This window comes from Luteimonas sp. GW821-FHT14E02 (genome assembly GCF_058803905.1).
The window spans coordinates 37311-61192 of record NZ_JBXAPK010000012.1; the positions used below are offsets into that span (position 1 = coordinate 37311).

General features: G+C 64.0%; 28 protein-coding genes. 17 read left to right on the forward strand and 11 right to left on the reverse strand.

What is annotated here, in order from left to right:
- Positions 1–63: 63 nt before the first annotated feature.
- From hisG to AC1RNP_RS17140, 11 genes are all read left to right on the forward strand, one after another.
- Positions 64–978 carry an ATP phosphoribosyltransferase gene (hisG, locus tag AC1RNP_RS17090; RefSeq protein ID WP_493052488.1) on the forward strand — a complete coding sequence of 305 codons (915 nt, stop codon included), beginning with the start codon at positions 64–66 and terminating at the stop codon, positions 976–978.
- Positions 979–1019: 41 nt separating this feature from the next.
- Positions 1020–2348, forward strand: coding sequence for a histidinol dehydrogenase (gene hisD / locus AC1RNP_RS17095; RefSeq protein ID WP_493052554.1), 1329 nt, complete (start codon positions 1020–1022; stop codon positions 2346–2348).
- On the forward strand, positions 2345–3454 hold the full coding sequence (hisC, locus tag AC1RNP_RS17100; RefSeq protein WP_493052489.1) for a histidinol-phosphate transaminase: 1110 nt from the start codon (positions 2345–2347) through the stop codon (positions 3452–3454). The genes hisD and hisC overlap by 4 nt, the downstream gene beginning before the upstream one ends.
- Entirely contained in the window at positions 3451–4533 is a 1083-nt protein-coding gene (gene hisB / locus AC1RNP_RS17105) for a bifunctional histidinol-phosphatase/imidazoleglycerol-phosphate dehydratase HisB (protein WP_493052490.1), read from the forward strand. Before hisC ends, hisB begins: the two co-directional genes overlap by 4 nt.
- Positions 4534–4555: 22 nt before the next feature.
- Positions 4556–5170 carry an imidazole glycerol phosphate synthase subunit HisH gene (hisH, locus tag AC1RNP_RS17110; protein WP_493052491.1) on the forward strand — a complete coding sequence of 205 codons (615 nt, stop codon included), beginning with the start codon at positions 4556–4558 and terminating at the stop codon, positions 5168–5170.
- Complete coding sequence (locus tag AC1RNP_RS17115) at positions 5167–5922, forward strand: 1-(5-phosphoribosyl)-5-[(5-phosphoribosylamino)methylideneamino]imidazole-4-carboxamide isomerase (RefSeq protein WP_493052555.1); 756 nt, start codon at positions 5167–5169, stop codon at positions 5920–5922. The genes hisH and AC1RNP_RS17115 overlap by 4 nt, the downstream gene beginning before the upstream one ends.
- Entirely contained in the window at positions 5916–6692 is a 777-nt protein-coding gene (gene hisF / locus AC1RNP_RS17120; protein WP_493052492.1) for an imidazole glycerol phosphate synthase subunit HisF, read from the forward strand. Before AC1RNP_RS17115 ends, hisF begins: the two co-directional genes overlap by 7 nt.
- The gene (gene hisIE / locus AC1RNP_RS17125; RefSeq protein ID WP_493052493.1) at positions 6682–7302 is read left to right on the forward strand and encodes a bifunctional phosphoribosyl-AMP cyclohydrolase/phosphoribosyl-ATP diphosphatase HisIE; all 621 of its coding nucleotides are present in this window, start codon (positions 6682–6684) and stop codon (positions 7300–7302) included. The genes hisF and hisIE overlap by 11 nt, the downstream gene beginning before the upstream one ends.
- A gap of 79 nt (positions 7303–7381) precedes the next feature.
- Positions 7382–8920 carry a calcineurin-like phosphoesterase C-terminal domain-containing protein gene (locus AC1RNP_RS17130; RefSeq protein WP_493052494.1) on the forward strand — a complete coding sequence of 513 codons (1539 nt, stop codon included), beginning with the start codon at positions 7382–7384 and terminating at the stop codon, positions 8918–8920.
- A gap of 56 nt (positions 8921–8976) precedes the next feature.
- A complete protein-coding gene (locus AC1RNP_RS17135; protein ID WP_493052495.1) occupies positions 8977–9855 on the forward strand; it encodes a TolB family protein in 879 nt (292 codons plus the stop codon).
- Positions 9845–10435, forward strand: coding sequence for a YdeI/OmpD-associated family protein (locus tag AC1RNP_RS17140; RefSeq protein WP_493052497.1), 591 nt, complete (start codon positions 9845–9847; stop codon positions 10433–10435). The genes AC1RNP_RS17135 and AC1RNP_RS17140 overlap by 11 nt, the downstream gene beginning before the upstream one ends.
- 234 nt (positions 10436–10669) lie before the next feature.
- On the opposite strand, the gene AC1RNP_RS17145 is transcribed toward AC1RNP_RS17140, so the two are convergent.
- From AC1RNP_RS17145 to AC1RNP_RS17170, 6 genes are all read right to left on the reverse strand, one after another.
- Positions 10670–11536 carry a C13 family peptidase gene (locus AC1RNP_RS17145; protein ID WP_493052498.1) on the reverse strand — a complete coding sequence of 289 codons (867 nt, stop codon included), beginning with the start codon at positions 11534–11536 and terminating at the stop codon, positions 10670–10672.
- A complete protein-coding gene (gene mtnC, locus AC1RNP_RS17150) occupies positions 11533–12255 on the reverse strand; it encodes an acireductone synthase (RefSeq protein ID WP_493052556.1) in 723 nt (240 codons plus the stop codon). The genes AC1RNP_RS17145 and mtnC overlap by 4 nt, the downstream gene beginning before the upstream one ends.
- A 106-nt stretch (positions 12256–12361) precedes the next feature.
- The gene (locus AC1RNP_RS17155) at positions 12362–12916 is read right to left on the reverse strand and encodes a 1,2-dihydroxy-3-keto-5-methylthiopentene dioxygenase (RefSeq protein ID WP_493052499.1); all 555 of its coding nucleotides are present in this window, start codon (positions 12914–12916) and stop codon (positions 12362–12364) included.
- 193 nt (positions 12917–13109) lie between these two features.
- The gene (locus AC1RNP_RS17160; protein ID WP_493052500.1) at positions 13110–13748 is read right to left on the reverse strand and encodes a methylthioribulose 1-phosphate dehydratase; all 639 of its coding nucleotides are present in this window, start codon (positions 13746–13748) and stop codon (positions 13110–13112) included.
- 79 nt (positions 13749–13827) lie between these two features.
- The gene (locus AC1RNP_RS17165) at positions 13828–15255 is read right to left on the reverse strand and encodes an amino acid permease (RefSeq protein WP_493052501.1); all 1428 of its coding nucleotides are present in this window, start codon (positions 15253–15255) and stop codon (positions 13828–13830) included.
- A gap of 64 nt (positions 15256–15319) precedes the next feature.
- Positions 15320–16822 (reverse strand): amino acid permease, encoded by a 1503-nt coding sequence (locus AC1RNP_RS17170; protein ID WP_493052502.1) that lies wholly within the window; start codon positions 16820–16822, stop codon positions 15320–15322.
- Between the two features lie 183 nt (positions 16823–17005).
- Between AC1RNP_RS17170 and AC1RNP_RS17175 the strand changes: the two genes are divergently transcribed.
- A complete protein-coding gene (locus AC1RNP_RS17175; RefSeq protein WP_493052504.1) occupies positions 17006–17569 on the forward strand; it encodes an NUDIX hydrolase in 564 nt (187 codons plus the stop codon).
- Between the two features lie 226 nt (positions 17570–17795).
- The gene (locus AC1RNP_RS17180) at positions 17796–18083 is read left to right on the forward strand and encodes a hypothetical protein (protein WP_493052505.1); all 288 of its coding nucleotides are present in this window, start codon (positions 17796–17798) and stop codon (positions 18081–18083) included.
- A gap of 109 nt (positions 18084–18192) precedes the next feature.
- Here AC1RNP_RS17180 and AC1RNP_RS17185 read toward each other — a convergent pair whose 3' ends face one another.
- Complete coding sequence (locus AC1RNP_RS17185; RefSeq protein ID WP_493052506.1) at positions 18193–19035, reverse strand: class I SAM-dependent methyltransferase; 843 nt, start codon at positions 19033–19035, stop codon at positions 18193–18195.
- On the opposite strand from AC1RNP_RS17185, the gene AC1RNP_RS17190 reads away from it, so the two are divergent.
- The 3 genes from AC1RNP_RS17190 to AC1RNP_RS17200 all read left to right on the forward strand — a co-directional run bounded on the left by AC1RNP_RS17190 (position 19034) and on the right by AC1RNP_RS17200 (position 20684).
- Positions 19034–19351, forward strand: coding sequence for a hypothetical protein (locus AC1RNP_RS17190; RefSeq protein ID WP_493052507.1), 318 nt, complete (start codon positions 19034–19036; stop codon positions 19349–19351). The two genes, AC1RNP_RS17185 and AC1RNP_RS17190, sit on opposite strands and share 2 nt — an antisense overlap.
- A gap of 237 nt (positions 19352–19588) precedes the next feature.
- Entirely contained in the window at positions 19589–20098 is a 510-nt protein-coding gene (locus tag AC1RNP_RS17195) for a hypothetical protein (protein WP_493052508.1), read from the forward strand.
- Between the two features lie 10 nt (positions 20099–20108).
- Positions 20109–20684 (forward strand): hypothetical protein, encoded by a 576-nt coding sequence (locus tag AC1RNP_RS17200; RefSeq protein ID WP_493052509.1) that lies wholly within the window; start codon positions 20109–20111, stop codon positions 20682–20684.
- Positions 20685–21308: 624 nt separating this feature from the next.
- Here the strand turns inward: AC1RNP_RS17200 and AC1RNP_RS17205 are convergent.
- Positions 21309–21539: a helix-turn-helix domain-containing protein gene (locus AC1RNP_RS17205; RefSeq protein WP_493052510.1), complete on the reverse strand. Its 231-nt coding sequence runs from the start codon at positions 21537–21539 to the stop codon at positions 21309–21311.
- A 92-nt stretch (positions 21540–21631) separates the two neighbouring features.
- Here AC1RNP_RS17205 and AC1RNP_RS17210 point away from each other — a divergent pair, with 92 nt between their 5' ends.
- On the forward strand, positions 21632–22213 hold the full coding sequence (locus tag AC1RNP_RS17210) for a hypothetical protein (RefSeq protein WP_493052511.1): 582 nt from the start codon (positions 21632–21634) through the stop codon (positions 22211–22213).
- A 605-nt stretch (positions 22214–22818) separates the two neighbouring features.
- On the opposite strand, the gene AC1RNP_RS17215 is transcribed toward AC1RNP_RS17210, so the two are convergent.
- From AC1RNP_RS17215 to AC1RNP_RS17225, 3 genes are read right to left on the reverse strand one after another with little or no spacing between them, the layout of a single operon-like run.
- On the reverse strand, positions 22819–22980 hold the full coding sequence (locus AC1RNP_RS17215; protein WP_493052512.1) for a hypothetical protein: 162 nt from the start codon (positions 22978–22980) through the stop codon (positions 22819–22821).
- A complete protein-coding gene (locus AC1RNP_RS17220; RefSeq protein ID WP_493052513.1) occupies positions 22977–23156 on the reverse strand; it encodes a hypothetical protein in 180 nt (59 codons plus the stop codon). The genes AC1RNP_RS17215 and AC1RNP_RS17220 overlap by 4 nt, the downstream gene beginning before the upstream one ends.
- Positions 23157–23209: 53 nt before the next feature.
- Complete coding sequence (locus AC1RNP_RS17225) at positions 23210–23650, reverse strand: hypothetical protein (RefSeq protein ID WP_493052514.1); 441 nt, start codon at positions 23648–23650, stop codon at positions 23210–23212.
- Positions 23651–23882 lie beyond the last annotated feature (232 nt).

The window sequence follows — 23882 nt, forward strand, 5'->3', positions numbered from 1 at the left end:
CCTTGCCCTGCACGCGGACAGTCCCGGCGCGGGCCATGGGCAACGCATAAATAGGAGCTGCGCATGAGTCTCGCCGCCGCGACCGCGCGCGATCGTCTGCGCATCGCCATTCAAAAATCCGGCCGCCTGAGCGAGCCGGCGCGAGCGCTGCTGGCCTCGTGCGGGCTGTCGTGGCGCGAAAGCCGCGACAAGCTGTTCTGCTACGGCGAGTCGCTACCGGTCGACCTGCTGCTGGTGCGCGACGACGATATTCCGGGACTGCTGGCCGATGGCGTCTGCGATTACGGCATCGTCGGCCGCAACGTGCTCACCGAGCAGGCAGGCGAACGTGCCGAACGCGGGCTGCCGCAAGTCGCCTACGAATTGCGCGCGCTCGGTTTCGGCGGCTGCCGTCTCGACATCGCCGTTCCCGAGGAGTGGCAGTGGGAAGGGCCCGCGCAATTGGAAGGGCGGCGCATCGCCACGAGCTATCCCTATCTGCTGCAGAACTGGCTGCGCGAGCAGGGCGTGCAGGCGACGGTGGTTACGCTGTCCGGCTCGGTGGAGATCGCGCCCCGGCTTGGGCAGGCCGATGTGGTCTGCGACCTCGTATCGAGTGGCGCGACCCTGACGGCCAATCATCTCAAGCCCGTGACGACGTTGCTGCAGAGCGAGGCGGTGCTGGCCGGTCCTCAGGTGCCGTTCGTGGATGCGCGCGCGGAACTGGCGCAGCTGTTGCTGCGTCGTCTGGAAGGCGTGTTGAAGCTCAAGGACAGCCGCCTGCTGCTGTTCCAGGCGCAACGCAGCGCGGTGCCTGATCTGCTCAAGCTGCTGCCGGATGCCGAGTCGCCAATGATTATGCTTCAGGTGGACGGTGCCGACACCTTGGCGCTGCAAGCGCTCTGCCATGGTGCGATGACCTGGCAGCGGCTGGAGGATCTGAAGCATGCCGGCGCGCGCGGCCTGATGGTGTTGCCGGTGGAGCGGACACTGGCATGAGCACGATGATCAAGAGCGCGGCGATGCAAGCCGGAGTGGCCGTGGCGCGCCTGGATTGGGCCGCGCTCGATGCCGACGCGCGCGAGAACGCGCTGCAGCGGGCCACGCAGGCGACCTCGCGCCAGACGACGGAAGCGGTGGCCGACATCCTCGCGCGCGTGCGCGAGGGCGGCGATGCAGTGCTGCGCGAGTTGGGAACTCGCTTCGATGGCGTGACGTTGCCGTCGCTGGAAGTGCAAAGCGAGGAATTCGATTCCGCCGAGGCGAGCGTTCCCGCGGAACTGCGCGCGGCGATGGTGTCGGCCATGCGCCGCATCGAGACTTTTCACCGCGCCGGCATGACACAGCCCTATGCCGTGGAGACCGCGCCGGGCGTGGTGTGCGAACGCGTCATCCGTCCCATCGCGCGCGTCGGCCTGTACGTGCCGGCGGGGAGCGCACCGCTGCCGTCGACCGCGTTGATGCTGGGCGTGCCGGCGAAACTCGCCGGTTGCCGCGAAATCGTGTTGTGCACGCCGCCGCGCCGCGATGGCACCGCCGATCCCGCCGTGCTGGTGGCGGCGAGGCTCACCGGCGTGTCGCGCGTCTTCAAGCTGGGCGGCGCGCAGGCGATCGCGGCGATGGCGTTCGGCACGGAGTCGGTGCCCGCATGCGACAAGCTGTTCGGGCCGGGCAATGCCTACGTCACCGAAGCCAAGCAGCAGATCGCGCAGTCGGGTGCGGCGGCGATCGACATGCCGGCGGGGCCGTCGGAAGTGCTGGTGATCGCCGATGCCGGTGCCAATCCGGCGTTCGTGGCGGCCGATCTGCTGTCGCAGGCCGAGCATGGCCCGGATTCGCAGGTGTTGTTGTTGTCCGACGATGCCGGCCTGCTTTCGCGCGTGGAAGCGGAGCTTGCCGTGCAACTTGCCCAGCTGCCGCGTGCTGAAATCGCGCGCAGATCGTTGTCTCGTTCGCGTCTGATCCTGGTGCAGTCGCTGGAGCAGGCTTTCGAGATCAGCAATACCTACGCGCCCGAGCATCTGATCCTGGCCTTGCGCGAACCACGTGCCTGGCTTGATCGCGTACAAGCCGCAGGTTCGGTCTTCCTTGGCGACTGGACGCCGGAAGCTCTCGGCGACTACTGCAGCGGTACCAACCACGTGCTGCCGACGAACGGCGCCGCGCGGGCGTACAGCGGCGTGAGCGTCGCCAGTTTCCAGAACTTTGTCAGTGCGCAGTCGGCTACGCGCGCCGGTATCGGGGCCATCGGGCCGGATGCGGTGACGATGGCCGAGGCCGAAGGGCTCGATGCGCACGCCAACGCGGTGTCGCTGCGATTGAGCGCAGCGGCGGCGCGTCAGGACAATCGCGGGGAGGTCAGGCGATGAGCGCGTTGCTCGATCTCGTCCGTCCCGATCTGCGTGGCTTCGGCGGCTACAAATCCGCGCGCAGCGAAGCCTTGCGCGGCGATGTATGGTTGAACGCCAACGAATCGGCCTGGGCGAATCCCGCCGATGCCACGGCATCCAGCCGTCGCTATCCCGATCCGCAACCCCTCGCTTTGCGCGCAACGCTGGCGTCGCTGTACGGCTGCGAACCCGAACGCTTGCTCATCGGCCGCGGCAGCGACGAGGCGATCGATTTGCTGGTGCGCGCCTTGTGCGTGCCGGGACGCGATGCGGTGCTGATCGCGCCGCCGGTGTTCGGCATGTACGCGGTCAGTGCACGGCTGCAGGGCGCGTCCTTGCTGGAAGTTCCTTTGCGCGACGGCGATGCTGGGTTCGCTCCGGATTTCGAGGCCATCGCCGATACGGCGTTGTCGCAGCGGGTGAAGCTGGTGTTCCTGTGCTCGCCCGGCAATCCGACGGGGGAAGCACTCCCGCTGCGGGAGATCGAAGCATTGGCTCGCAAGCTCGCGGGACGAGCCCTGGTGGTGGTGGACGAGGCATACGGCGAGTTCTCCGAAACATCGTCCGCCACGACGTTGCAGGCGCGCTGCGAGAATCTGGTCGTGCTGCGCACTCTGTCGAAGGCGCACGCACTGGCGGCCGCGCGCATTGGTTGCGCGATCGCTGATCCGGCTCTAATTCCGGTGTTGCGTGCCTGCCAGGCTCCGTATCCGGTGCCGACGCCGTGCGCGGAGCTGGCGCTGGCGGGCCTGTCGCCGCAGGCGTTGGCGGAAACCCGGCAACGCGTCGCGCTCGTGCGCGCGGAGCGTGAGCGCATGCGCGAGGTATTGGTGAAGTTGCCGCAAGTGAAGCGCGTCTATCCGTCGCAGGGCAATTTCCTGCTGGTGCGCTTCGACGACGCGGAGACAGTGTTCCGCGCGCTGCTGGCTGCGGGCGTGGTGGTGCGCGATCAGCGCGCGGCGGCACAGCTCGGCGACGCGTTGCGCATCACGATCGGAACTCCGCAGGAGAACGATCGTGTGCTGGCAGCGTTGAAGTCTTCTTCTGCCGCGAGCGGAACGGTGACGCGGGAGGCCGCGGCATGACAACACAGACACCGGTCCTGTTCATCGACCGCGACGGCACCTTGATCCAGGAGCCGGCCGATTTCCAGATCGACGCCTACGAGAAGCTGCGCTTCGTCAACGGCGTGATCCCGGCGCTCCTGAAACTACGCGACGCCGGTTACCGCTTCATCATGGTCACCAATCAGGACGGCCTCGGTACCGAGACATTCCCGCAAGCCAGCTTCGATGGCCCGCACGCATTGATGATGCAGATCCTCGAAAGCCAGGGCATCGTGTTCCGCGATGTGCTGATCGATCGCAGCTTCCCGGCGGACAACGCGCCAACGCGCAAACCCGCCATCGGGCTGGCGCTGCCGTACCTGAAGGATCGAAGCATCGACTGGACGCGCTCCGCCGTGATCGGCGATCGCGAGACCGATCTGCAATTCGCCACGAATCTCGGCATCCGTGGTTTCCAACTGCGCACGGCGCAGTTCGGCGGCGAGTGGGACTGGGCCGCCATCGCGCATGAACTGGCCGACGCGCCGCGCCGCGCGTCGGTGCAGCGCGATACCAAGGAAACCAGGATCCGCATCGATCTCGATCTGGATCGCAGCGCCGATCCGCGCGTGCACACTGGTCTGCCGTTCTTCGATCACATGCTGGAACAGATCGGCAAGCACGGCGGCATCGCGCTGGAGGTGCGGACCGACGGCGATCTGCACATCGACGAACACCACACCGTCGAGGACACCGGGCTCGCGCTCGGGCAGGCGTTGCGCGAGGCGCTCGGCGACAAGCGCGGCATCGGCCGCTACGGTTTCACGCTGCCGATGGACGAAACCTTGGCCAGCGCGGCGCTGGATTTCAGCGGTCGGCCGTATTTCGTGTTCGACGGTGCGTTCCGGCGTGAACGCGTCGGTGATCTGCCCACCGAACTGGTTCCGCATTTCTTCCGCTCCGTCTGCGATGCCGCCGGCCTCAACCTCAACCTGCGGGTGCACGGCGACAACGATCACCACCAGGTCGAGGCCTGCTTCAAGGTATTCGCGCGCGCGCTGCGCCAGGCGGTGCGGCGCGAGGGCACCGAGCTGCCGACCACCAAAGGGCAGCTGTGAGGGGGCGGCCGTGAGAGAGCGAGTGACGGATGTCGCACTGATCGACGCGGGCGGCGCCAACCTCGGCTCGGTGCGCTATGCGCTGGAGCGGCTGGGGGTGACCCCGCGCATCGTCCGCGACGCCGACGGGCTCGCCGGCGCCGACCGGGTAATCCTGCCGGGCGTGGGCGCGGCGGCACCGGCCATGCGCGCCCTGCGGGCGCAGGGGCTGGTGGAGGCCCTACGCGATCTGAAAGTGCCGCTCCTGGGCGTCTGCCTGGGCATGCAACTGCTGTACGAGTCCTCGGAGGAGGGGGAGACCCCCTGTCTGGGGCTGCTCCCGGGGCGGGTGAAGGCGTTGCGGCCGGCCCCGGGAATCCGCATTCCGCACATGGGGTGGAATGCCCTGTCCTGCGTTACAGGAAATGGACTGTTGCAAGGCATCCGGGATGGCGATCGTGCCTACTTCGTGCACGGCTACGCCGCCCCGGTCGACGTGGGCGTGTCGGGTACCAGCGTGCTGGCCACCGCGCATCACGGCGAAGCCTTCGCAGCCATCGTCCGGCATGGACTGTATTTAGGCGCGCAGTTCCATCCGGAACGATCTTCGGCCCTTGGGTCACGGCTGCTGGAGAACTTCATCCGATGGGTACCATGAACGCATATGTGCTGCGCGAGACCTTCCAGATCTATCCGGCCATCGATGTCCGCTCCGGACGCGTGGTGCGGTTGGCGCAAGGCGACTATGCGCGCGAAACCCGGTATGCCGACGACCCGTTCACGCTCGCCAAGAGCTATGCGGATGCGGGCGCGCAGTGGCTGCATCTGGTCGATCTCGATGCCGCCCGCAACGGTGGCTACACGCTGGGCGATCTGCTGCGCCGGCTCAAGACGGAAACGCCGCTCTCGGTCCAGACCGGCGGCGGCGTGCGCAGCGAGGCCGACATCGAGCGCCTGCTGCAGGAGGGCGCCGACCGCGTCGTGGTCGGTTCGCTCGCCGTCACCGAACCCAACCGCGTGGTGCGCTGGATCAACCGTTACGGGAACGAGCGCGTGACCGTCGCCCTGGATGCCTGGTGCGGGCAGGACGGCCGCTGGTTCCCCACCAGCCACGGCTGGACCCAGCCCGGCCGCCGCAGCCTTGGCGATCTGGTGCGCTTCTACTCGCGTTCCGGTCTGCGCCATCTGCTGTGCACCGACATCGCCCGCGACGGCACCCTGGCCGGCCCCAATCTGCAGCTGTATCAACTGCTGCGGCAGTGGGCGCCGCGACTCGAACTGCAGGCCTCCGGCGGTGCCCGCGATCTGGACGACGTGCGCGACGCGCGCGGCGCCGGTTGCGCGGGCATCGTGCTCGGCAAGGCTCTGCTCGAAGGCAGGTTCGATCTGCCACAGGCGTTGCGGTGCTGAGCCGACGCATCATCCCTTGTTTGGATGTGCGCGACGGCCGTGTCGTCAAGGGCGTGCGCTTCCGCGATCACGTGGACATGGGCGACATCGTCGAACTGGCGATGCGCTACCGGGACGAAGGTGCCGACGAACTGGTGTTCTATGACATCGCGGCGAGCCCGCAGGGCCGCAGCGTCGATCGCGACTGGGTGGAGCGCGTGGCGCGGTCGATCGATATTCCGTTCTGCGTCGCCGGCGGCATCCGCAGCGTGGAGGATGCGCGCGCCGTGCTGCATGCCGGCGCCGACAAGATTTCGATCAACACGCCGGCGCTTGAACGGCCGGAACTGATCAGCGAGATCGCCGAAGTCTTCGGCGTGCAGTGCGTGGTGGTCGGCATCGATTCGCTGCGCGACGCCGATGGCCAGTGGCGCGTGCGCAGCCATACCGGCGACCCGGACAACATGCGCGCCTTGTCCAGGCGCACCGTCGATTGGGTGGTGGAAGCGCAGAAGCTTGGCGCCGGCGAAATCGTGCTCAACTGCATGGGCAGCGACGGCGTGCGCGGTGGTTACGACATCGCGCAATTGCAGGCCGTGCGCGCGCTGTGCCATGTGCCGCTGGTGGCTTCCGGCGGGGCCGGGGCGCCGGCGCATTTCATCGAAGTGTTCCGCGACGCCGATGTCGACGCCGCGCTCGCCGCGAGCGTATTCCACAGTGGGCAGATCGCGATTCCCGCGCTCAAGCGCGAGTTGCGCGAAGCCGGGTTCGAGGTACGTGATGACGGCTGATGCGGCTTCCGTCGGTTTTGACGCCAATGCATTGGCCTGGGACAAGCAGGACGGCCTGCTGCCGGCGATCGTGCAGGACACACGCACGCTGCGTGTGCTCATGCTTGGTTACATGAATCGCGAGGCGCTCGAGACGACGCTGCGGAGCGGGCGAGTCACCTTCTTCAGCCGCAGCAAGCAACGGCTCTGGACCAAGGGCGAGCAAAGCGGCCACGTGCTCGAATTCGTCTCCGTCGAGACGGATTGCGATAACGATACTTTGCTGGTGCAGGCAAATCCGCGCGGGCCGACTTGCCACCTCGGGCGCACGAGCTGCTTCCCCGAGGCGTCGGGTTCGCAGCTGGGCGCGCTCGACGCGCTGGTCGAACGCCGCGAGCGCGAGCGTCCGTCCGGCAGCTATACCACGCGCCTGTTCGAAGGCGGCACGCGCCGCATCGCACAAAAAGTGGGAGAAGAGGGCGTGGAGACGGCCCTGGCAGCGGTCGCCGAGGACGATGCCGCGCTGCTCGGCGAGGCCGCCGATCTTGCCTACCATCTGCTCGTGCTGCTGCGCGCGCGTGGCCTCGGCCTGGCCGATCTGGAGGTCGCGCTGCGGAAACGTGAGCGCTAGCGCTCGCGCATGACGTTCCGCAGATAGGGGCGAGGGGAGAGGCGCGGCATAATCGCGGCTTCCCACCAGGATGCCGGCGATGGGTCATCGCTTCCTCTGTGCATGTTTGCTGTTGATCGGCAGCGCCGCCGCGCATGCCGCGACGATCCGTGGTGTCGTGTTCGACGACGGCAACGGCAATGGCCGGCGCGATCCGGGCGAACGCGGCATCGCCGATGTCACAGTGTCGAACGGGCGCGACCTCGTCCGCAGCGATGCAGCGGGGCGCTACGCCCTGGAAACCCGGCCGGGCTTGCCGGTGTTCGTGATCAAGCCGGCCGGCTGGCGCGTGGAGGCGGGCATCGAAGGGCTGCCCGGTTTCTGGCGCGAGGCGTCATCCGACGCCGACTTCGCCCTGCGCAAGGCGCCGTTGTCGAAGCGCGCGCTGGACGTGCTCGTTTTCGCCGATCCGCAGCCGAAATCGCAAGTCGACGTCGACTACTACCGCCGTGACATCGTCGAGCCGCTGATCGGCAAGACCCAGGCCACGCTGGGGTTGAGCCTGGGCGACATCGTCAACGACGATCTCTCGCTTTATCCCGGCATGAATGCCGTCACCACGCGTCTCGGCGTGCCGTGGCTGCATGTCGCGGGCAATCACGATCTCGATGCGGATGCGAGTGACGACGAAAGCTCGCTGCGCACGTTCCGCCATCACTTCGGCCCGGACACCTTCGCCTGGGAGGAGGCGCAGGCGAATTTCGTGCTGTTCGACGACGTGATCTCGCAACCGGACGGGAAGCCAGCCTACATCGGTGGCTTGCGCGAGGATCAGTTCGCGTTCCTGGAAGCCTATCTGCGCGGCGCACCGAAGGATCGCTTGCTGGTGCTCGGCATGCATATCCCGCTGTTCGAGCCGGATGGGCAGGACACGTTCCGGGACGCCGATCGCGAACGCCTGTTCGCGCTGCTGCAGCCATTCCCGCACGTGCTGGTGCTGAGCGGGCATAGTCATACGCAACGTCATTTCTTCCACGATGCGAAGACGGGTTGGCATGGCGCCCGTCCCTTGCACGAATACAACGTCGGCGCCGCTTGCGGTGCGTTCTGGAGCGGCGTCAAGGACGCACAGGGCATTCCCGACACGACCATGAGCGACGGCACGCCGAACGGCTATGCGACGCTGCGGATCGATCGCGCCGGCGACTATTCACTGGCCTGGCATCCGGCACGCTTGCCCACGGGCGATGCCGCCCTCACCGCGGCGATGGCCCTGCATGCACCGAAGCTGTTGCGCAAAGGGGCGTATCCGGCGGCGGGCGTGTACGCGAACGTGTTCATGGGGCGCGACGACACACGCGTGGAGTATCGGATCGACGGTGGCGACTGGAAGCCCATGCGGCAGGTCGCGCAACCCGATCCAGGCGTGCTCGCGGAGAATGCGCTCGATGATGCGGCAACGTCGCTGCGCGGCTACGATCGCGCAGCCCAGGCCACGCCATCGCCGCATTTGTGGCGCGGCACCTTGCCCACCGATCTGGCGCTGGGCGAGCACGTCGTCGAAGTCCGCGCTTTCGATCAATGGCAAGGCGAGCGGCGCGCGACCACGCGTTACGGCCTGGCGGAGGCGCAGCCGTGAAGATGTCTTGCGACTTCCGTGAAGTTTTTCGTCGGGTTAGCTTCGCATCCTTCGCGTTGTGTATCGCCGCTGGCACGGCGCTGCACGCGAAAACGCCGCCGAAGGTCGAAGCCTGGATTCCCACGGGTGTGTCCGGCGACCAGTTCGAATCCCATCCCGCCTTCGATCCCGTCAACGGCGATTTCTATTTCGTCCGCAGCAATCCGCAGTTCAAGGGCTGGCGCATCCTGGTCAGCCGCTGCGGCGCCGAAGGCTGGACATCGCCGCAGCCGGCGGCGTTTTCGGGAGACGGCGTGGAAGCCGATCCATGGTTCGCGGACGAAGGGCGCACGCTGTATTTCATCAGCACGCGTTCGACCGATGGCATCAAGCGCAAGGATCTCGATATCTGGCGCGTGCAGCGCGATGCCGATGGGAACTGGGGCACACCGGAACGCTTGCCGGCGCCGGTGAATTCGACCGGCAACGAATGGTTTCCGCGCCTGGACAAGGACGGCTGGCTGTATTTCGGTTCCGATCGTTCCGGTGGGTTCGGCAAGACCGACATCTGGCGTGCGCGCCGGTCGCAGGACGGTCACTGGACGGTGGAGAACGCGGGCACGGCGCTCAACACGGCCGGCGACGAATACGAACCGCTGCCGGCGCCGGATGGCCGCACGCTGATCCTGATGGCCAACGATGGCCTTTACCGAAGCGAGCGTGACGCGCAAGGTGCGTGGCGCCCGCGCAAGAAGCTGCCGGCGCCGATCAATGTCAACGGCAGCGAGATCGGCGCGCTGTTCTCGCCGAGCGGAGATTCGCTGCTGTTCGCGCGCGATCTCAAGGGCGAGAAGTCGGGCGAATTCTTCGTCTGGCGTCTTCGCGGTGACGAAGCGTGGCCGCCGGCCTGTCCGGCATCAGCCACATCAGGAAAGGCGGACGAGCATGACCGCTGAGCTGCCGACAGACCTGCCGATCCAGCATTTCCGCAATGCCGCGGCCTTCGAGAAATGGCTTGCGGCGAACGTGGGCGAAAAGGGGCTCTGGCTGAAGATCGCCAAGAAGGAATCGGGTATCGCTTCGGTGACGTATGCCGAGGCGATCGAAGTCGCGTTGTGTCACGGGTGGATCGATGGCCTGAAGCGTAGCTGCGATGCGCAGTTCTTCCTGCAGCGTTTCACGCCGCGGCGCCCGCGCAGCCTGTGGTCGAAGATCAACATCGCCCATGTCGAGCGCCTGACCGTCGCTGGCCGCATGCAGCCGGCCGGCCTGCGCGAAGTGGAGGCCGCCAAGGCCGATGGCCGCTGGCAGGCCGCATACGACAGCGCGAAGACGATGGAAGTGCACGCGGAGCTGGCGGCGGCGTTGGCGAAGAACCGCAAGGCCAAGGCCTTCTTCGAAACGCTCGACAAGACCAACCGCTACGCGGTGTGCTGGCGGGTGCAGACCGCGAAGAAGCTGGAGACGCGCGCGGCTCGCATCGAGAAGCTGGTGGCGATGCTGGCGCGTGGGGAAAAAATCCATCAAGGCAAATAGCCGTCATTCCCACGAAAGCGGGAATGACGCAGGACTTTTCCGTGTGGCCAAAAACGAAAAACCCACGCGGATGGCGTGGGTTTCGTTAACGACTGGCTGGCGAGCGGATGCTGGCGGGCGAATCGTTGTGCGCGTCGCTGGCTGGCGTTGGCTGGCTGGCAGCGCCCGCGCAGTGTAGCGGGGCGCGCTTTTCGATGACGAAATGAGAATCGCTTTCAGCTGCGGCGGGCCGCCTCAGCGATCGTAGGGATAGGTCACCGAGGGGCCGATCTGCAGCTGCCGCTGCCAGGCCTGCAGCCGTGGGACGATGCCGTCGCCGACGTCGATCTGGGGCATCGACGGTTCCTGGCCGTCCTCGCGCTCCCATTTCGCGATCTCGGCCGTGGCGATGTCGTAGGCGCCGATGAAGCTGTCGCTGCGATTGAGGCCGTTGACGAGAAAGGCGCGGCCGAAATAGGTGATGTTCGATTCCACGCCGCAGCCGAACGAGGTGCGGTCCTCGCGCGAGGCGGTGATCACCAGGCTGTCGCTGCTGCGCAGGCCCGGGACGAAACCGCCCGAGTAGCAGGCCGAGACGATCACGACGCGGTTGCGGATGCCGGAGGCGTTGAGCGCGCCGCGCAACTGTTGCGGATCGATGGTGGCCTGGAAGACGGGCAGCAGTTCCGAGATCAGCTCGTGCTTCTCGGTGCCGTGCGTGGTGACGAACAGCAACACGATGTCCTCGTCGCGATCGACGATCTTGCCGATGCCGGCCAAGGCGAGGCGCAGGTTGTCGAGCGTCGCCAGCGGCCGCTGCGCATCGCCGAGGCTGTCGAGGTGGTTGACCAGCGTCACCACGCGTCCGCCGGTGCCGAAGCGCTGCGACATCAGCGTGTCGAGATAGGCGACTTCGTTGCGGAACACGTCCTCGTTGCCATCGCCGGCGAAGCCGACCACATAAAGATCGACCTTGCCCGGCCGTTGCGGCGACAGGCCGGCGAGGGACTTCTGCAATAGCTCGCGATCGCGCTCGGGGACACTGATGTCGTCGCCGGCTTGGACTGGCAGGGCGGCCAGCGCGAGCGCCAGCCAGACGAGTGCATGTATGGCGGACTTCATATGTCGTCGGGTCGTATCTCGGCGAAGCTTTCCACGCGGGGATGGCCGTGCGTGGCCTCGCCCGTGCGCGGCTGGGGGTAGTCCTCGCGGCGATCGACCAGCACCGTGCGCAGGCCGGCCTCGCGGGCGGCGTCGAGCTCCTCGACCACATCGGAGAGGAACACGATCTCGCCGGGGGCGTGCTTCCCAGACTCGCGTCCAAGCGCTTCGGTGATGCGGCGATAGCTGCCAGCTTCGCGCTTGCCGCCGACCTCGGTGTCGAAGAACGCGCCGAACACCGGCAGCAGGTCGCCGGCCTCGGTGTAGCCGTACAGCAGTTTCTGTGCGGGCACCGAACCGGAGGAGTAGACAGCCAGCGATCGGCCTTCCCCGTGCCAGCGTCGCAGCGCCGCGGCCGCGTCGGGATAGATGTGCGAGGTGTAGTCGCCGCTGCGATAGCCGTCGGCCCACAGCATGCCTTGCAGTGCCTTCAGCGCGGTGTGCTTGCGGTCCTGGTCGATCCAGCCTTGCAGCGTCTCGACGATCACATCGTCGCTGCAGATGCCGCCCGCCGCCTCGATCGCCACCGCGTCGAGCCAGCGCCGCACGTCCGGTTCCTGCCCGTGCTCGCGCACGAAGCGCGGCAGCTCGCGGCGCGCATACGGAAACAGCACGTCCTTCACGAACGAGATGCTGCTGGTGGTGCCTTCGATGTCCGTGAGGATGGTGCGCATCTTGATCGTGTCTGGGGAGAGGCCGTGGAAAGCCGTGCTGTGGAAGGTAGTGCCGTGGAAAGCTATGGGAACATCGTTGTCGATGTTCCCATGAGAAGACTGAAGGAGCGACTCAGGCCGCCTGTTTCTCGTAGCGCGGGAACCGCTGCGCGATGTCCGTGCCGGTGAAGTGGCCGATCCAGCCATCCGGTTGCTGGAAGAACCGGATCGCGACGAAGCTCGGCTCGGCGCCCATGTCGAACCAGTGCGTGGTGCCGTCGGGCACGGCGATCAGGTCGTTCTTCACGCATTCGATCTCGTAGACCTTGCCACTCACGTGCAGGGTGAACAGGCCGGAGCCGTCGACGAAGAAGCGCACCTCGTCTTCCTTGTGGTAGTGCTCGTCGAGGAACTTGCCGCGCAGCTCCTCGCGCTTCGGGTTGTCCGGCGCGATGCTGATCACGTCGATGGTGGTGAAGCCGCGCTCGGCGGTGATGCGGTCGATGTCGGCCCGGTAGGCGGCGATCACTTCTTCCTGTGTCGCGCCGGCCTGGATCGGCTGGTTGGCCTGCCAGCGTTCGAAGGTGACGCCGATCTTGTTCAGCTCGCGCGCGATGGCGTCGCCGTCATGGCTGACGAACTGGGGCGCGTCGGGGGCGTCGTCAGCGAAGATGCGGAGTCTGCTCATGGGGGAGATCTCGTCGAATGTGATCGGACAGGACAAGGGTAACAGCCTTGATCCGAAGCGCCGATGTACGTGCCGGAACGCCGGAATTCAATGGGGTGGGGCTTGGGGCGCCATGGCCGTCTTCACGTTTGGAGACGACTTCGCCAGGGGGCAATGGCGGCTGTAACACGGTGATGGTGGGCCAAGGCCCACCCTACGCGGTGTGCAGCTTGCGCAGTTCCAGTTCGCAGTTGATCAGGAACTCGAACGCTTCCAGATGGCGCCGCGCCTCGGCCATGTCGCGGCCCCAGGCGTACAGGCCATGACCGTCGATGAGGTAGCCCCACAGCCGGTCCTTGTCGAGCAGGGCGTCCACCTGCGCCGCCAGCGTCGGCATATGCTGGGTGTTGGCGAAAACCGGCACGTCGATCATCGACTCGTGCGTGGTGTTGCCGTGGAAGGCCTTGAGCAGTTCGTAGCCTTCCAGACGCAGATGGCCGGCGCCGGCGAACAGCCGCGAGGCGACGGTCTGCGCCTGCGAATGGGTATGCAGCACGCAGCCGATCTCGGGGAAGCGCTTGTACAGCTGCGTGTGCAGCAGCGTTTCCGCGGACGGCTTGTGATCGGTGGCGACGGGCTGGCCGTCGAAGTCGACCACCATGATGTCCGATTCCTTCAGCTTGCCCTTGTCGCGGCCGGAGACGGTGATCGCGGCGAAGCGGTCGTCGAGGCGGCGCGAGAAGTTGCTGCTGGTGGCCGGCGTCCAGCCGCGCGCGGCCAGCTCGCGGACGTTGATGATGATCTCGCCGGCGAGGTCGCAGAAGCGGTGATAGTCGTAGGGCAGGGCGCTCATGCCGCGAGTTTACAAACAAACCGGTGGGCGGCGGTGACAGGAACGTCCGAATTTCGGAAAACCACCCTCCAGGCGGCGGCTATTTGTTGCGTAGCCGGCTGTGGCGATAGCCGTAGCCGAAATAGATCAGGAAGCCGATCGCGCTCCACGCCGCCATCAGCATCCAGTTGTGCGGACCCATCGGATACAGCAGCGCCAGGCAACTGAGGACGCCCAGCGTGCACAGCAGCGGTGCGAACGGCATGCGGAACGGGCGCGGCAGATCCGGCTGGGTGCGGCGCAGGATCAGCACGCCGGCGCAGACCGCGGCGAAGGCGATCAGGGTACCCATCGAGGTCAGGTCGCCGAGGATATCCAGCGGAAAGACCGCCGCCAGCACGGCGATGCCGATTCCCGTGATGACCGTGTTGATGTGCGGCGTGCGGTATTCGGGATGGATGCGGGTAAACAGCGGCGAGAGCAGGCCGTCGCGCGCCATGATCATGAAGATGCGCGGCTGGCCGATGATCATCACCAGGATCACCGACGACAGGCCGATCAGGGCGCCGATCTCCACGATCACCCGCAGCCAGCCCAGTCCCGGATGCGCGGCCACGGCAGTAACCACCGGCTCGTCGGTGCCGAGCAGCGTGTAGGGCACCAGCCCGGTCATGACCGCGGCCATGGCGATGTAGAGCACTGTGCAGATGCCGAGCGAGAGCATCATGCCCAGCGGCAGGTCGCGCTGCGGGCTGTGCGATTCCTGCGCCGCCACCGACACCGCCTCGAAGCCGATGTAGGCGAAGAACACCATCGAGGCACCGCGCAGCACGCCTTCCCATCCGTATTTGCCCGGGCCTTCGCTGGCGGGGATGAAGGGTGTCCAGTTCGCCGGCTCGACGTATTTCCAGCCGACCGCGATCACCAGGAGAATCAGCCCGGTCTTCAGGATCACCATCGCCATGTTCATCGCCGAGGACTTGCTGATGCCGACGTAGCACAGCCAGGTCAGCAGCAGCACGATCGCTGCCGCCGGCACATTGAGGATGGCGCCGGTCGGCTGCAGCTTGGCGTCAAGTGGCGCCTGTACAAGTGCCTTGGGCAATACGATGTCGAAATGTTGCAGGAGGCTGAGGAAATAGCCGGTCCAGCTCGCCGCCACCGCCGAGGCGGACAGTCCGTACTCCAACACCATCATCCAGCCGATGAACCAGGCCGCGCCTTCGCCCAGCGTGGCGTAGGTGTAGGTGTAGGCACTGCCGGAAACCGGCACCATCGCCGCGAATTCGGCGTAGGCCAGCGCGCAGAAGGCGCAGCAGATCGCCGCCAATACAAAGGAGAGCATGATCGCCGGACCGGCATGCAGTGCCGCCGCCTTGCCGGTGATTACGAAGATGCCACCGCCGATCACCGCGCCGATGCCGAGCGCGGTCAGCCCCCAAGGGCCGAGCACGCGGCGCAGGCTCAGACCCTCGGCGTCGCTATGCGCGGCGTGCGGATGCTTGGTAGCCAGGAGTTGTCGCAACATCGTCCGTTCCGGTTGAATGAAAAGGCCAGCGAATGCCTCGCTGGCCTTAGTGGCATCTTGCCGATCAGCCGGCCGCGATGGCCGCCTTGCGGATTCTGCTGTTGCGGTAGCCGTAGACGAAATAGATGACCATGCCGATCGCGATCCAGGCCGTCATCAGGCGCCAGTGCTCGGAGAAGGCCTGCCAGAACAGGAACAGGCAGGCGAGCGCGCCCAGCGGGCAGACCACGATGGCGAGCGGCACGCGGAACGGACGCGGTAGATCGGGGCGCGTATAGCGCAGCACGAGGACGCCGATGCAGACGGTAGCGAAGGCGAGCAGGGTGCCCATCGAGACCAGTTCGCCCAGCACGCCGATCTCGAAGCTGGCCGCCAGCGACGCCGCGAGGATGCCAACGATAATCGTGCCGACATACGGCGTCTGATATTTCGGATGGATCTTGCTGAACAGCTTCGGCATCAGGCCGTCCTGCGACATCGTGTAGAAGATGCGCGGCTGTGCGATCGCCATTACCAGGATCACCGAACTCAGGCCCGCCAGCGCGCCGATCACCACGAATCCGCGCAGCCAGTCGAGTGACCCGTACTGCGCCAGCGCGGTCGCGACAGGCTCCGGCGTATTGAGGATGCGGAAATCAGCGATACCGGTCAGCGTGGCCGACACCAGGATGTAGAGCAGCGTACAGACGAACAACGAGCCGAGGATGCCGATCGGCATGTCGCGCTGCGGATTCTTGGCTTCGCCGGCCGCGGTGGAGACGGCGTCGAAACCGATGTAGGAGAAGAACACGATCGCCGCCGCGCGCGCGATACCGCTCCAACCGAATTTGCCCGGGCCTTCGTTTTCGGGGATGAAGGGGTGCCAGTTGTCCGGTTGGATGTAGCGGAATGCGAAGGCCAGGAAGAGCAGGATCACAATCAGCTTGATCGTCACGATGATGGAGTTGACGAAGGCGGACTGGGTAATGCCGACGTAGCACAGCCAGCTGATCGCGGCGACGATGGCGATCGCCGGAAGGTTGATCACCGTGCCGGTCGGCGTGGGCGTCCCGTTGACGAAGGTGAAGGGTGCCGATGCCAGTTCTTTGGGCAAGGCGAGTGACGCCCCGGTCCATTGGCTCAGCAGTGACAGGAGTTCGTTGAAGTAGCCGGACCATCCGACAGAAACGGTCGCCACCGCGAACAGATATTCCAGAACGAGACACCAACCGATGAACCAGGCGACGAACTCGCCCAGCGTGGCGTAGGAATACGAATAGGCGCTGCCCGACACCGGCAGCATCGCGGCGAATTCCGCGTAGCACAGACCGGCCAGAGCGCAGGCGAAGCCCGCGATCACGAAACTGAGCACTACGGCCGGACCTGCGTGCGCGGCGGCCGCCTGTCCGGTCAGAACGAAGATGCCTGCTCCGATCACGCCGCCGATGCCGAGCATCACCAGGTGCTTGGCCGTCAGGGCCCGCTTCAGCGTCGTCTCACCCTGCAGATGATCTGCATGGGCAGGTTCACTGGCATCTACATGCGCCGCGGGTTCCACCGGCTTGGTGATGAACAGGCCTCTCGACATCGAATTCCCCTCTCCCAAAGAAAAAATGTGACTGAACTCGCCATTCTTGGATGGCGATGACCGTGACCGGTGCTAGGCGGCGGGCCACCATACCCCACGGGAGAAACGGGGAGCAACAGGCGATCGTCATGCGCTTGCCGGCATACTTGTCGTTTCGACTCCAGCGATCGCGCACCCCAAGGCATGCAGGCGAGACATTCAGACCCGATCGAGCGGCTCCGTTCCAATTTCATCGACTATCGGCAGCGTTGGCCCGCCCAGGCGGAGGAAACGGCGCTGTTCCTCGCACTGCTCGATGACCCCGAAAATCCTTTCGAGCGCGGGCGCCTGGCCGGCCACTTCACCGCCTCGGCCTGGCTGATCAGCGCCGACGGCCGGCGCCTCTTGCTCACCCATCACCGCAAGCTCGATCGCTGGCTGCAACTCGGCGGCCACGCCGATGGCGACACCGATCTGCAGCGGGTGGCGCTCAAGGAGGCGGAAGAGGAGTCCGGCCTGACCGATCTGTCGGTCGAGGAGGGCATCTTCGACCTCGACCGGCACTGGATTCCGGAGCACAAGAACGTGCCGGGACACTGGCACTACGACGTCCGCTACGTCGTGCATGCGCGGGGGCAGGAGGCGTTCGTCATCAGCGATGAATCCAACGCGCTGGAGTGGCGGGACATCGAAGACCTGTTCAGCGATCCGTCGCTGGATCCGTCCATCCACCGCATGGCGGAAAAATGGAACCAGCGCGCGACATGAATGCGGGCAGGCGCCAGACATCCCGTGTGACACCGCTGACATAAGGATCAGCGGGCGGCGGCGACCCCGCGGCCGCCGAAATTGGCCCCGGGAAATTGTTACATTTGCTACCAACATCGTTTTAGACTTGGGCAGTCCGGGTGTTCGTGGCGTCTGCAGCCGCGTCCCTGTCTCTCGTCGGAGTGCGGCGTCCGCCGCGACACCACTACATGTGCGGAGGCAATGCATGAAACGTGTTTTGAAAGCTGGGGGCTTCAAACAGCTGCTTCTGTTGGGCGCCATGGGCTTCGTGACGTTGTGGACGGCCGGCAGTTCCGCTGGCACGACGGCGCAAGGCGGTTGGCTGATCAGGTATTACTCGGGCCCGGATTACGCCGAGGTGACCGGTCAGAAATACGTGCAGTACGCCCCTTGCCCCGCGGGCGTCGCCACGCCGACCTCGTGGGGAGTCGCGACCAAGTATTACAGGGAAATGGCCTACAACTGCAGCACGCTGCAACCGATGCAGCGCTGAGCGCCAGGTTGCGAGACGCGAAAGGCCGGGCATGTGCCCGGCCTTTCCGTTTATGTGGAGAACGAACAGCAGCACATGGATGCCGATCCAAGACCAACGACACAGGCCATCATCTTCGGCCCGCCGCACACAAAGCTACATTCGGAATCCGAACACCGCCATCCGCTGTCACGTACTGCTGAAGCTTTTCGGCGAGTCTGTGCCGATATTCGGCCTGCCGCCCGGACGACTTGTTGGAAAGCAACGAGGCAAATACCGGCGAAACATCCATTAGGTACTGCGTGCAGTCATCGGTGGACGCAAACGCCAAAGTCAGCGCTACCTCTTCAGTGCGAACATCCGAAAACCCGGCATCAATCATTTCCGTTTCCAGCGCATTCTCAGGCGAAGAAGGCTCGGGCGACGGCATATCGAACATCTCTCGGGCGACAGTCATCGCAAGGCTCGCCAGAGGACGGGCCTTCGGCCCGGCTTCCCAGACAGATGCGACGAACGAGCCATCGGGAGTCAGCATGCGTCGTATCGCGATCAACGCGTTCGACGGATTCGATAGATCTGTTGGACCCCAGCGCCAGAGAATGGCGTCGAAGCTGCCGTCACGGAAATCCAGTCGCTCGGCATCCGCTTCCAGGAACTCTACATTCGTCAGCCCCGATGCAGTTGTCCGCTCTCGAGCGATATCGAGCATCTGAGAGGAGAGGTCCGTCGCGACGACCCGTCCCGCGGGACCAACACGGCTTGCCGCCAGCAGTGCGGGCTCGCCGATACCGGTCGCAATGTCCAACACCCGTTGGCCCGGTTTGACTTCCGCCAGTTCGATCATGCGCTTGCTTACGTCTTGAGCCCCATTTTCGATAGTCAGCCACCACTTCTTCCAACCGATGGCAACGCTATCCCACTGTTGGCGTTGTTCCTCCTTGTCGCGTGCCAGGTCATCTGATTGGGTGTTCATGGATTCGATCTCATGCTTCTTGCCAAACAATATTCAGGAAGCACAAAGGCCGCTACTCGGCCGATGGCCAGAATGGAGATCAAGTTACAAGGCCCAGATCACGATCACCAGTGGGCGCGAGGTGATTCCAAACTCCGTGAGCTGGTCGGTTCCGAAGGTGGAGTTGGTGAGCAAGCTCCAAGCCCTGCTGCACGCGAAGCAGCTAAATATTCCGCGCGCCATGCCCGAGGCCGCTGTGCTTACGCGCGAGTTGCAGGATTTCCGGGTTCGCTGCACGGATGCCGAGAATGCAACCTTCGCGGCGCGCGAGGGGTAGCACGACGACCTGGTCCTTGCGCTGGCGCTAGCCGTGTTCGGCCTTTCGCGGCCCGAGTACGCGACTGCCGACGACCTGAAGGTGACGTGGCTGAGGCGGGGACCGGGCTGATAAAAGTCGCAAGGCGCTGGGCTTGATTCCCCGGCTGCGCAGCCCCACGCTCATACAGGCGGGCAAGTCGGGGATTGGAGAATGTGGGGAACAAACCTTCGCAATTGGTTTGAGATATTCGCAGGCATGACGGTGTCGCGCGTCGGCGACCCTAGCACTGAGCAAGGCTGGCTCAATTGGAGCGACGTAGAGCGCTCGTTCCTGCTTGGGGACAAAACCTTCAACGGGCAAAAGTACGACCCGAACAACAAGGCGCAGCGCAACGATCTTCTCGACGGACTAATCAAGTACGCGGGCGTTTTGTGCGAAGTGAAGTTGCTAGAGCGCAGGCGGCAGATCGACCCGCCATCGCTCGACTATCGCGTGACTCGATTCGGCCGACGCATAGACGACTGGGGATACGGCCCGAAGCCCGGATTCCGAAAGGCTGCCGCATTCTTCGCAATTGAGGCGTTCTATCGGATAAAGCGGTTCAAGGGAATTATCGCGGTCGGCGCTTTCGGCTGGGCGATGCTCAACGCCGGGCGATTCTTCGGCACCGCGTGGGACTGGATCGGCGGCACTGCCTTCCCGGTGTTCTCGGCGTTAGTCATCGCCGCAGCGCTGGCGGCGTGGCATTTCATAACCCGACGCTAAAGGGCGACTCATGAGCGACCTCTACGAGTTTCTAGGACTGCCGCAGTCGCAGTGGGAATTCATCAACACCTTTGCTGACTGGGTGTCGGCGGTCGGTACGGTCGCGGCTGTTTGGGTTTCACTTTGGTTGGCGCGCAATGCGTCACGGCCGAAGGGGCGGGTAAATGCCAGCGTTATGTACCTTATCGAAGAAGGAAAGCTCAGCCCGCACTTCCTGGATATCTCCATCGCCAACACTGGCGACCGACCTTTCACCGTTACGGGAGTTGGCTGGCGTGTAGGACTGCTGTTCGCGCGGCGGTATGCGTACCAAAAAACTGACGGTGCGCCCGACTATGCACCTAGCGACCCGTTACCGTTGGAGTTGCAAATCGGGCGCAGGGCGTCGTGGAGGATCGACTTGGAGCGCGTGTACAAGGGAGACAACACGACGTGGACGCAGCACTTCGCCAGAAATTTCTTGGGTAAGTGGTCTGCCATTGCCCTTTGGACCTTGCGAGTGCAGGCGTTCACATCGACCGGCCACGTCTTTATGGCGAGGCCGAATAGCGATGTGATTAAGAAGCTGCGCGAAGCACTCGATTGACGACTACAGAGCCGGTAACGGCATGGTCCGTTTAGGCTCGCACCTTTAGCCGCTCGCCCGTGGCAACGATCTCAAAGGTTTCGTCGTCTATGCGGTTTAGTGCGCCGCCGCCCGTGAGGTGGTACGAGGGCAGACCTTCGATACGCCCATGTGGATCGCTAAGGTCGCCAGTGCTGATGTAACTGCGACGAATGTGGATTGCGTAGCGGTTGCCTGCTTCGTCGTAGGCGTCGAAGTGTCTGACATGGCGGGTCTCGCAGTGGGCCAGCGCCTAGCGTCGCAGAACTTCGTCTCGACGGCTGCGACTGCTCGCGTTGCTGAAGCGGGCAGCGGGCAGCGGGCACAGGCCCACCGGGGCCGCAAAACGGGTCGTAGTGCCGTGTAGCCGAGCCTACAGGCAGGTCGGAGACGGGGCGTGACTCGACTGCGCAAAACAAAAGGGCTGGGCCGCGAAGCCTAACCCTTTGTTTTGTTTGGTGCCGAAGGTGGGACTCGAACCCACACGCTTTTAAGGGCGGCGGATTTTGAGTACGTCACGTAATCAATCATATCGTTTAAAATCAATACGTTACGATGCACGTAAGTAACAATGTAAGTAGCCAATTCTGGCGACCAGTGGTTCCCTCAGCGCTTCCCGGTTTCGGCATCCCGCAGCACCTCCCACATCGGCACACCAAGCCCGCCGCAGATTCGCTGCAGTGTGTCCAGCTGGAGGTTCTTTTCGCCCCGCTCGACGGCGCTGTAGTAGGTGCGGTGCATCTCTATGGTGTCCGCGTAGCTCTCCTGGCTGTAGCCGGCAGCTTCACGGCGCGCTCTGAGAGCTTTCCCAAGGTTGCGGAGCAGGTGGTCGGTCATAGCCGGACACCCTATGAGTACGCCCCTTTTAGCTCTACAGATCCACAGGTAGACTACTTTAAAGTTCCATAGTCGCCTGACAGGGGGTAAGCATGAAGCTGGTTGGTCTGAGATGCGTAGGTGCAGTAATGCTTGTTGTTGCAGGCGCGACGACAAATGCACTTGCTAGTGACGCCCGAACTCCGTTCCCGATACCTGCCAATCAGCAGGAGCTGTTTGTTCTGATCGATGGCTGTTCTGCGCGGCTGAAGACTCGGTCAGTACCGGGAAATCCAATCCAAAAACGAGTCAGTGAGAAGCAATGCCAAGATTCTTGGCTTAGCTTTGTGCAGCGAAATAAAACGATCAGCAATTGGCGTGGAATTGTGCACACCATCCAAGAGCTAGATGGTGGAGTACGGGTGACGTTTGGTGTTGACTACAAAAGCTCTTCGCCGGTTGTACTACCGTCCGGAAAGGAGATCGATACGTTCATCCCTATGTACATGACGACAGGGTATTTGCCGGAGCTAAGAATCCGAGAGGATGATCCGCTTTACGCGGCTATCGCTACGTTGTCTATGGGGCAGCGCGTAGAAGTCAGCGGGACGCTTGTGGATGCTGAACTAGATGGCACTTGGGATGCTCCGGGCATCAAGGCAACGGTTAAGTTCGCATCGATTACGCCGCTCTAGCGGCTTGCGACGAGGCAACTACCAAGAGCGTCTAAAGCCCGGCTCCGAGCCGGGCTCTTCTTATTGGCACTGCTGGTCTTTAAGGAGTCTTTCGCCCATGCCGCCCCGAGGCGACGGAGTTGGGGTGCGTACTACATATGAACTCTAGGCATTGCAGCAATCCCGCTGGTGTCAGAAATGGAGTCAGTGTATGGATTTCAACATCGAGTATGCAGGTTGCCTTAGTGTCAAAGGCGCATGTCTCATCAACAAACATGGCTCGGACCGAAGAGTCGTCGATGTGCTCTCGTTCCAAGGACCATTTAGGAGCAACGTTACCGTCAGTGCGGGCGATCTGGACGCAGCTCTCGCGGCTGTGAGAGAAAGGATCTGCGGATCGGAGTTTCAATTCGCCGGATTTGACGGGGAGGTCGAACTCGACCGAATCCGCCTTGTTCGTGCCCTTCAAAGAACTGGCGACGATTGGTGTGAAGTCTGGAAAGGTCCACGCGATGAAGTGACCTGGGTTCGAATTGGATAACCTGCATGTGGATGCATGTGGATGCAGGTGTGTGCGTGGTTCGCAAAGGACACGGCACGGACAAGTAGCAAAAGTGGTGTCTAGCTCATTTGCTGAGCTTGATCCTAACGATGGCGTACTTGGATGTCTGGTCTTGTATGAAGCAGAAATCGCGATCTGGTGTCAGTCGCACCGCATCCAGTAGGCGTGCCTTCGAGATCGTGGTTCCACCGACGACGACTGCCCGGACGAGATCGGCATTGTTCATGGCGCCTCCTCCCGACGTCGGTCGACATTCAGTTCTTCGTGGAGCACCAATGAGCAGCCGAACTCGATCAAGGATCGTAGATAGGCTGAAGGGTCTGCTCCGAGGCGGTTCGCCGACTCAACCAGTTTAAGGTCCAATTCGTCGGACACGCGAAAGTTTCTGATCTTCTTTTTCATGCTATTTCTCCGGTTCGCTGCGCGAGTACGCGCTGAAGCGCGTACTACGTTATTTAGTCGTAGGACTGGTTCTGCTTGGTGATGTAGGTAGCCCATGCCGCTGCATTCGTAACCGGCTCGATCAGATGGGCATTCACGCTGAAGTTTCGGTACTTGCCCGCCGTCACGTGGCTGTCGATCGCGCGCTTCAACTTCGACCGCAGCGCACCGTTCCGCCATAGCTTGTTGGCATGTGCTGCCTCGACGGCAATGAAGCCGTGATAGTGGTAGTGACCAGCCGGCGAACGTTCCAGCACCCAGTCGTGGTCCATCTTGGCTCGTATCGGCAGGCAGGTTCGGACGCGATAGATGAAGTCTTGGTCCCAGTACTTCCTCATGATGTCGGAAGCCGCGTATCGGTCGTCCTTGACGTAGGTCGATAGGGTGACCGCAAAGATGGCGGTGCCTTGGGCTTGGTATGTCTGATATTTCTTCAGCAGCAGTGCTCGATTCATTCGAAGTTCCTTTCTTCAGATAAAGCTTCGCTATAGGCAGCTAGGTCATGGCTACCTTGGTCGGGCAGTGCGGGCTGACATCTCCAGTAGAAAGAACGCCGCCGCCGGGCGAAGCGCGGATTGGCGACCAGAAGCGTTCGGGGTAGGGCAGCCGGGGCAGCCGGGGCAGCCGGGGCAGCCGGGGCAGCCGGGGCAGCCGGGGCAGCCGGGGCAGCCGGGGCAGCCGGGGCAG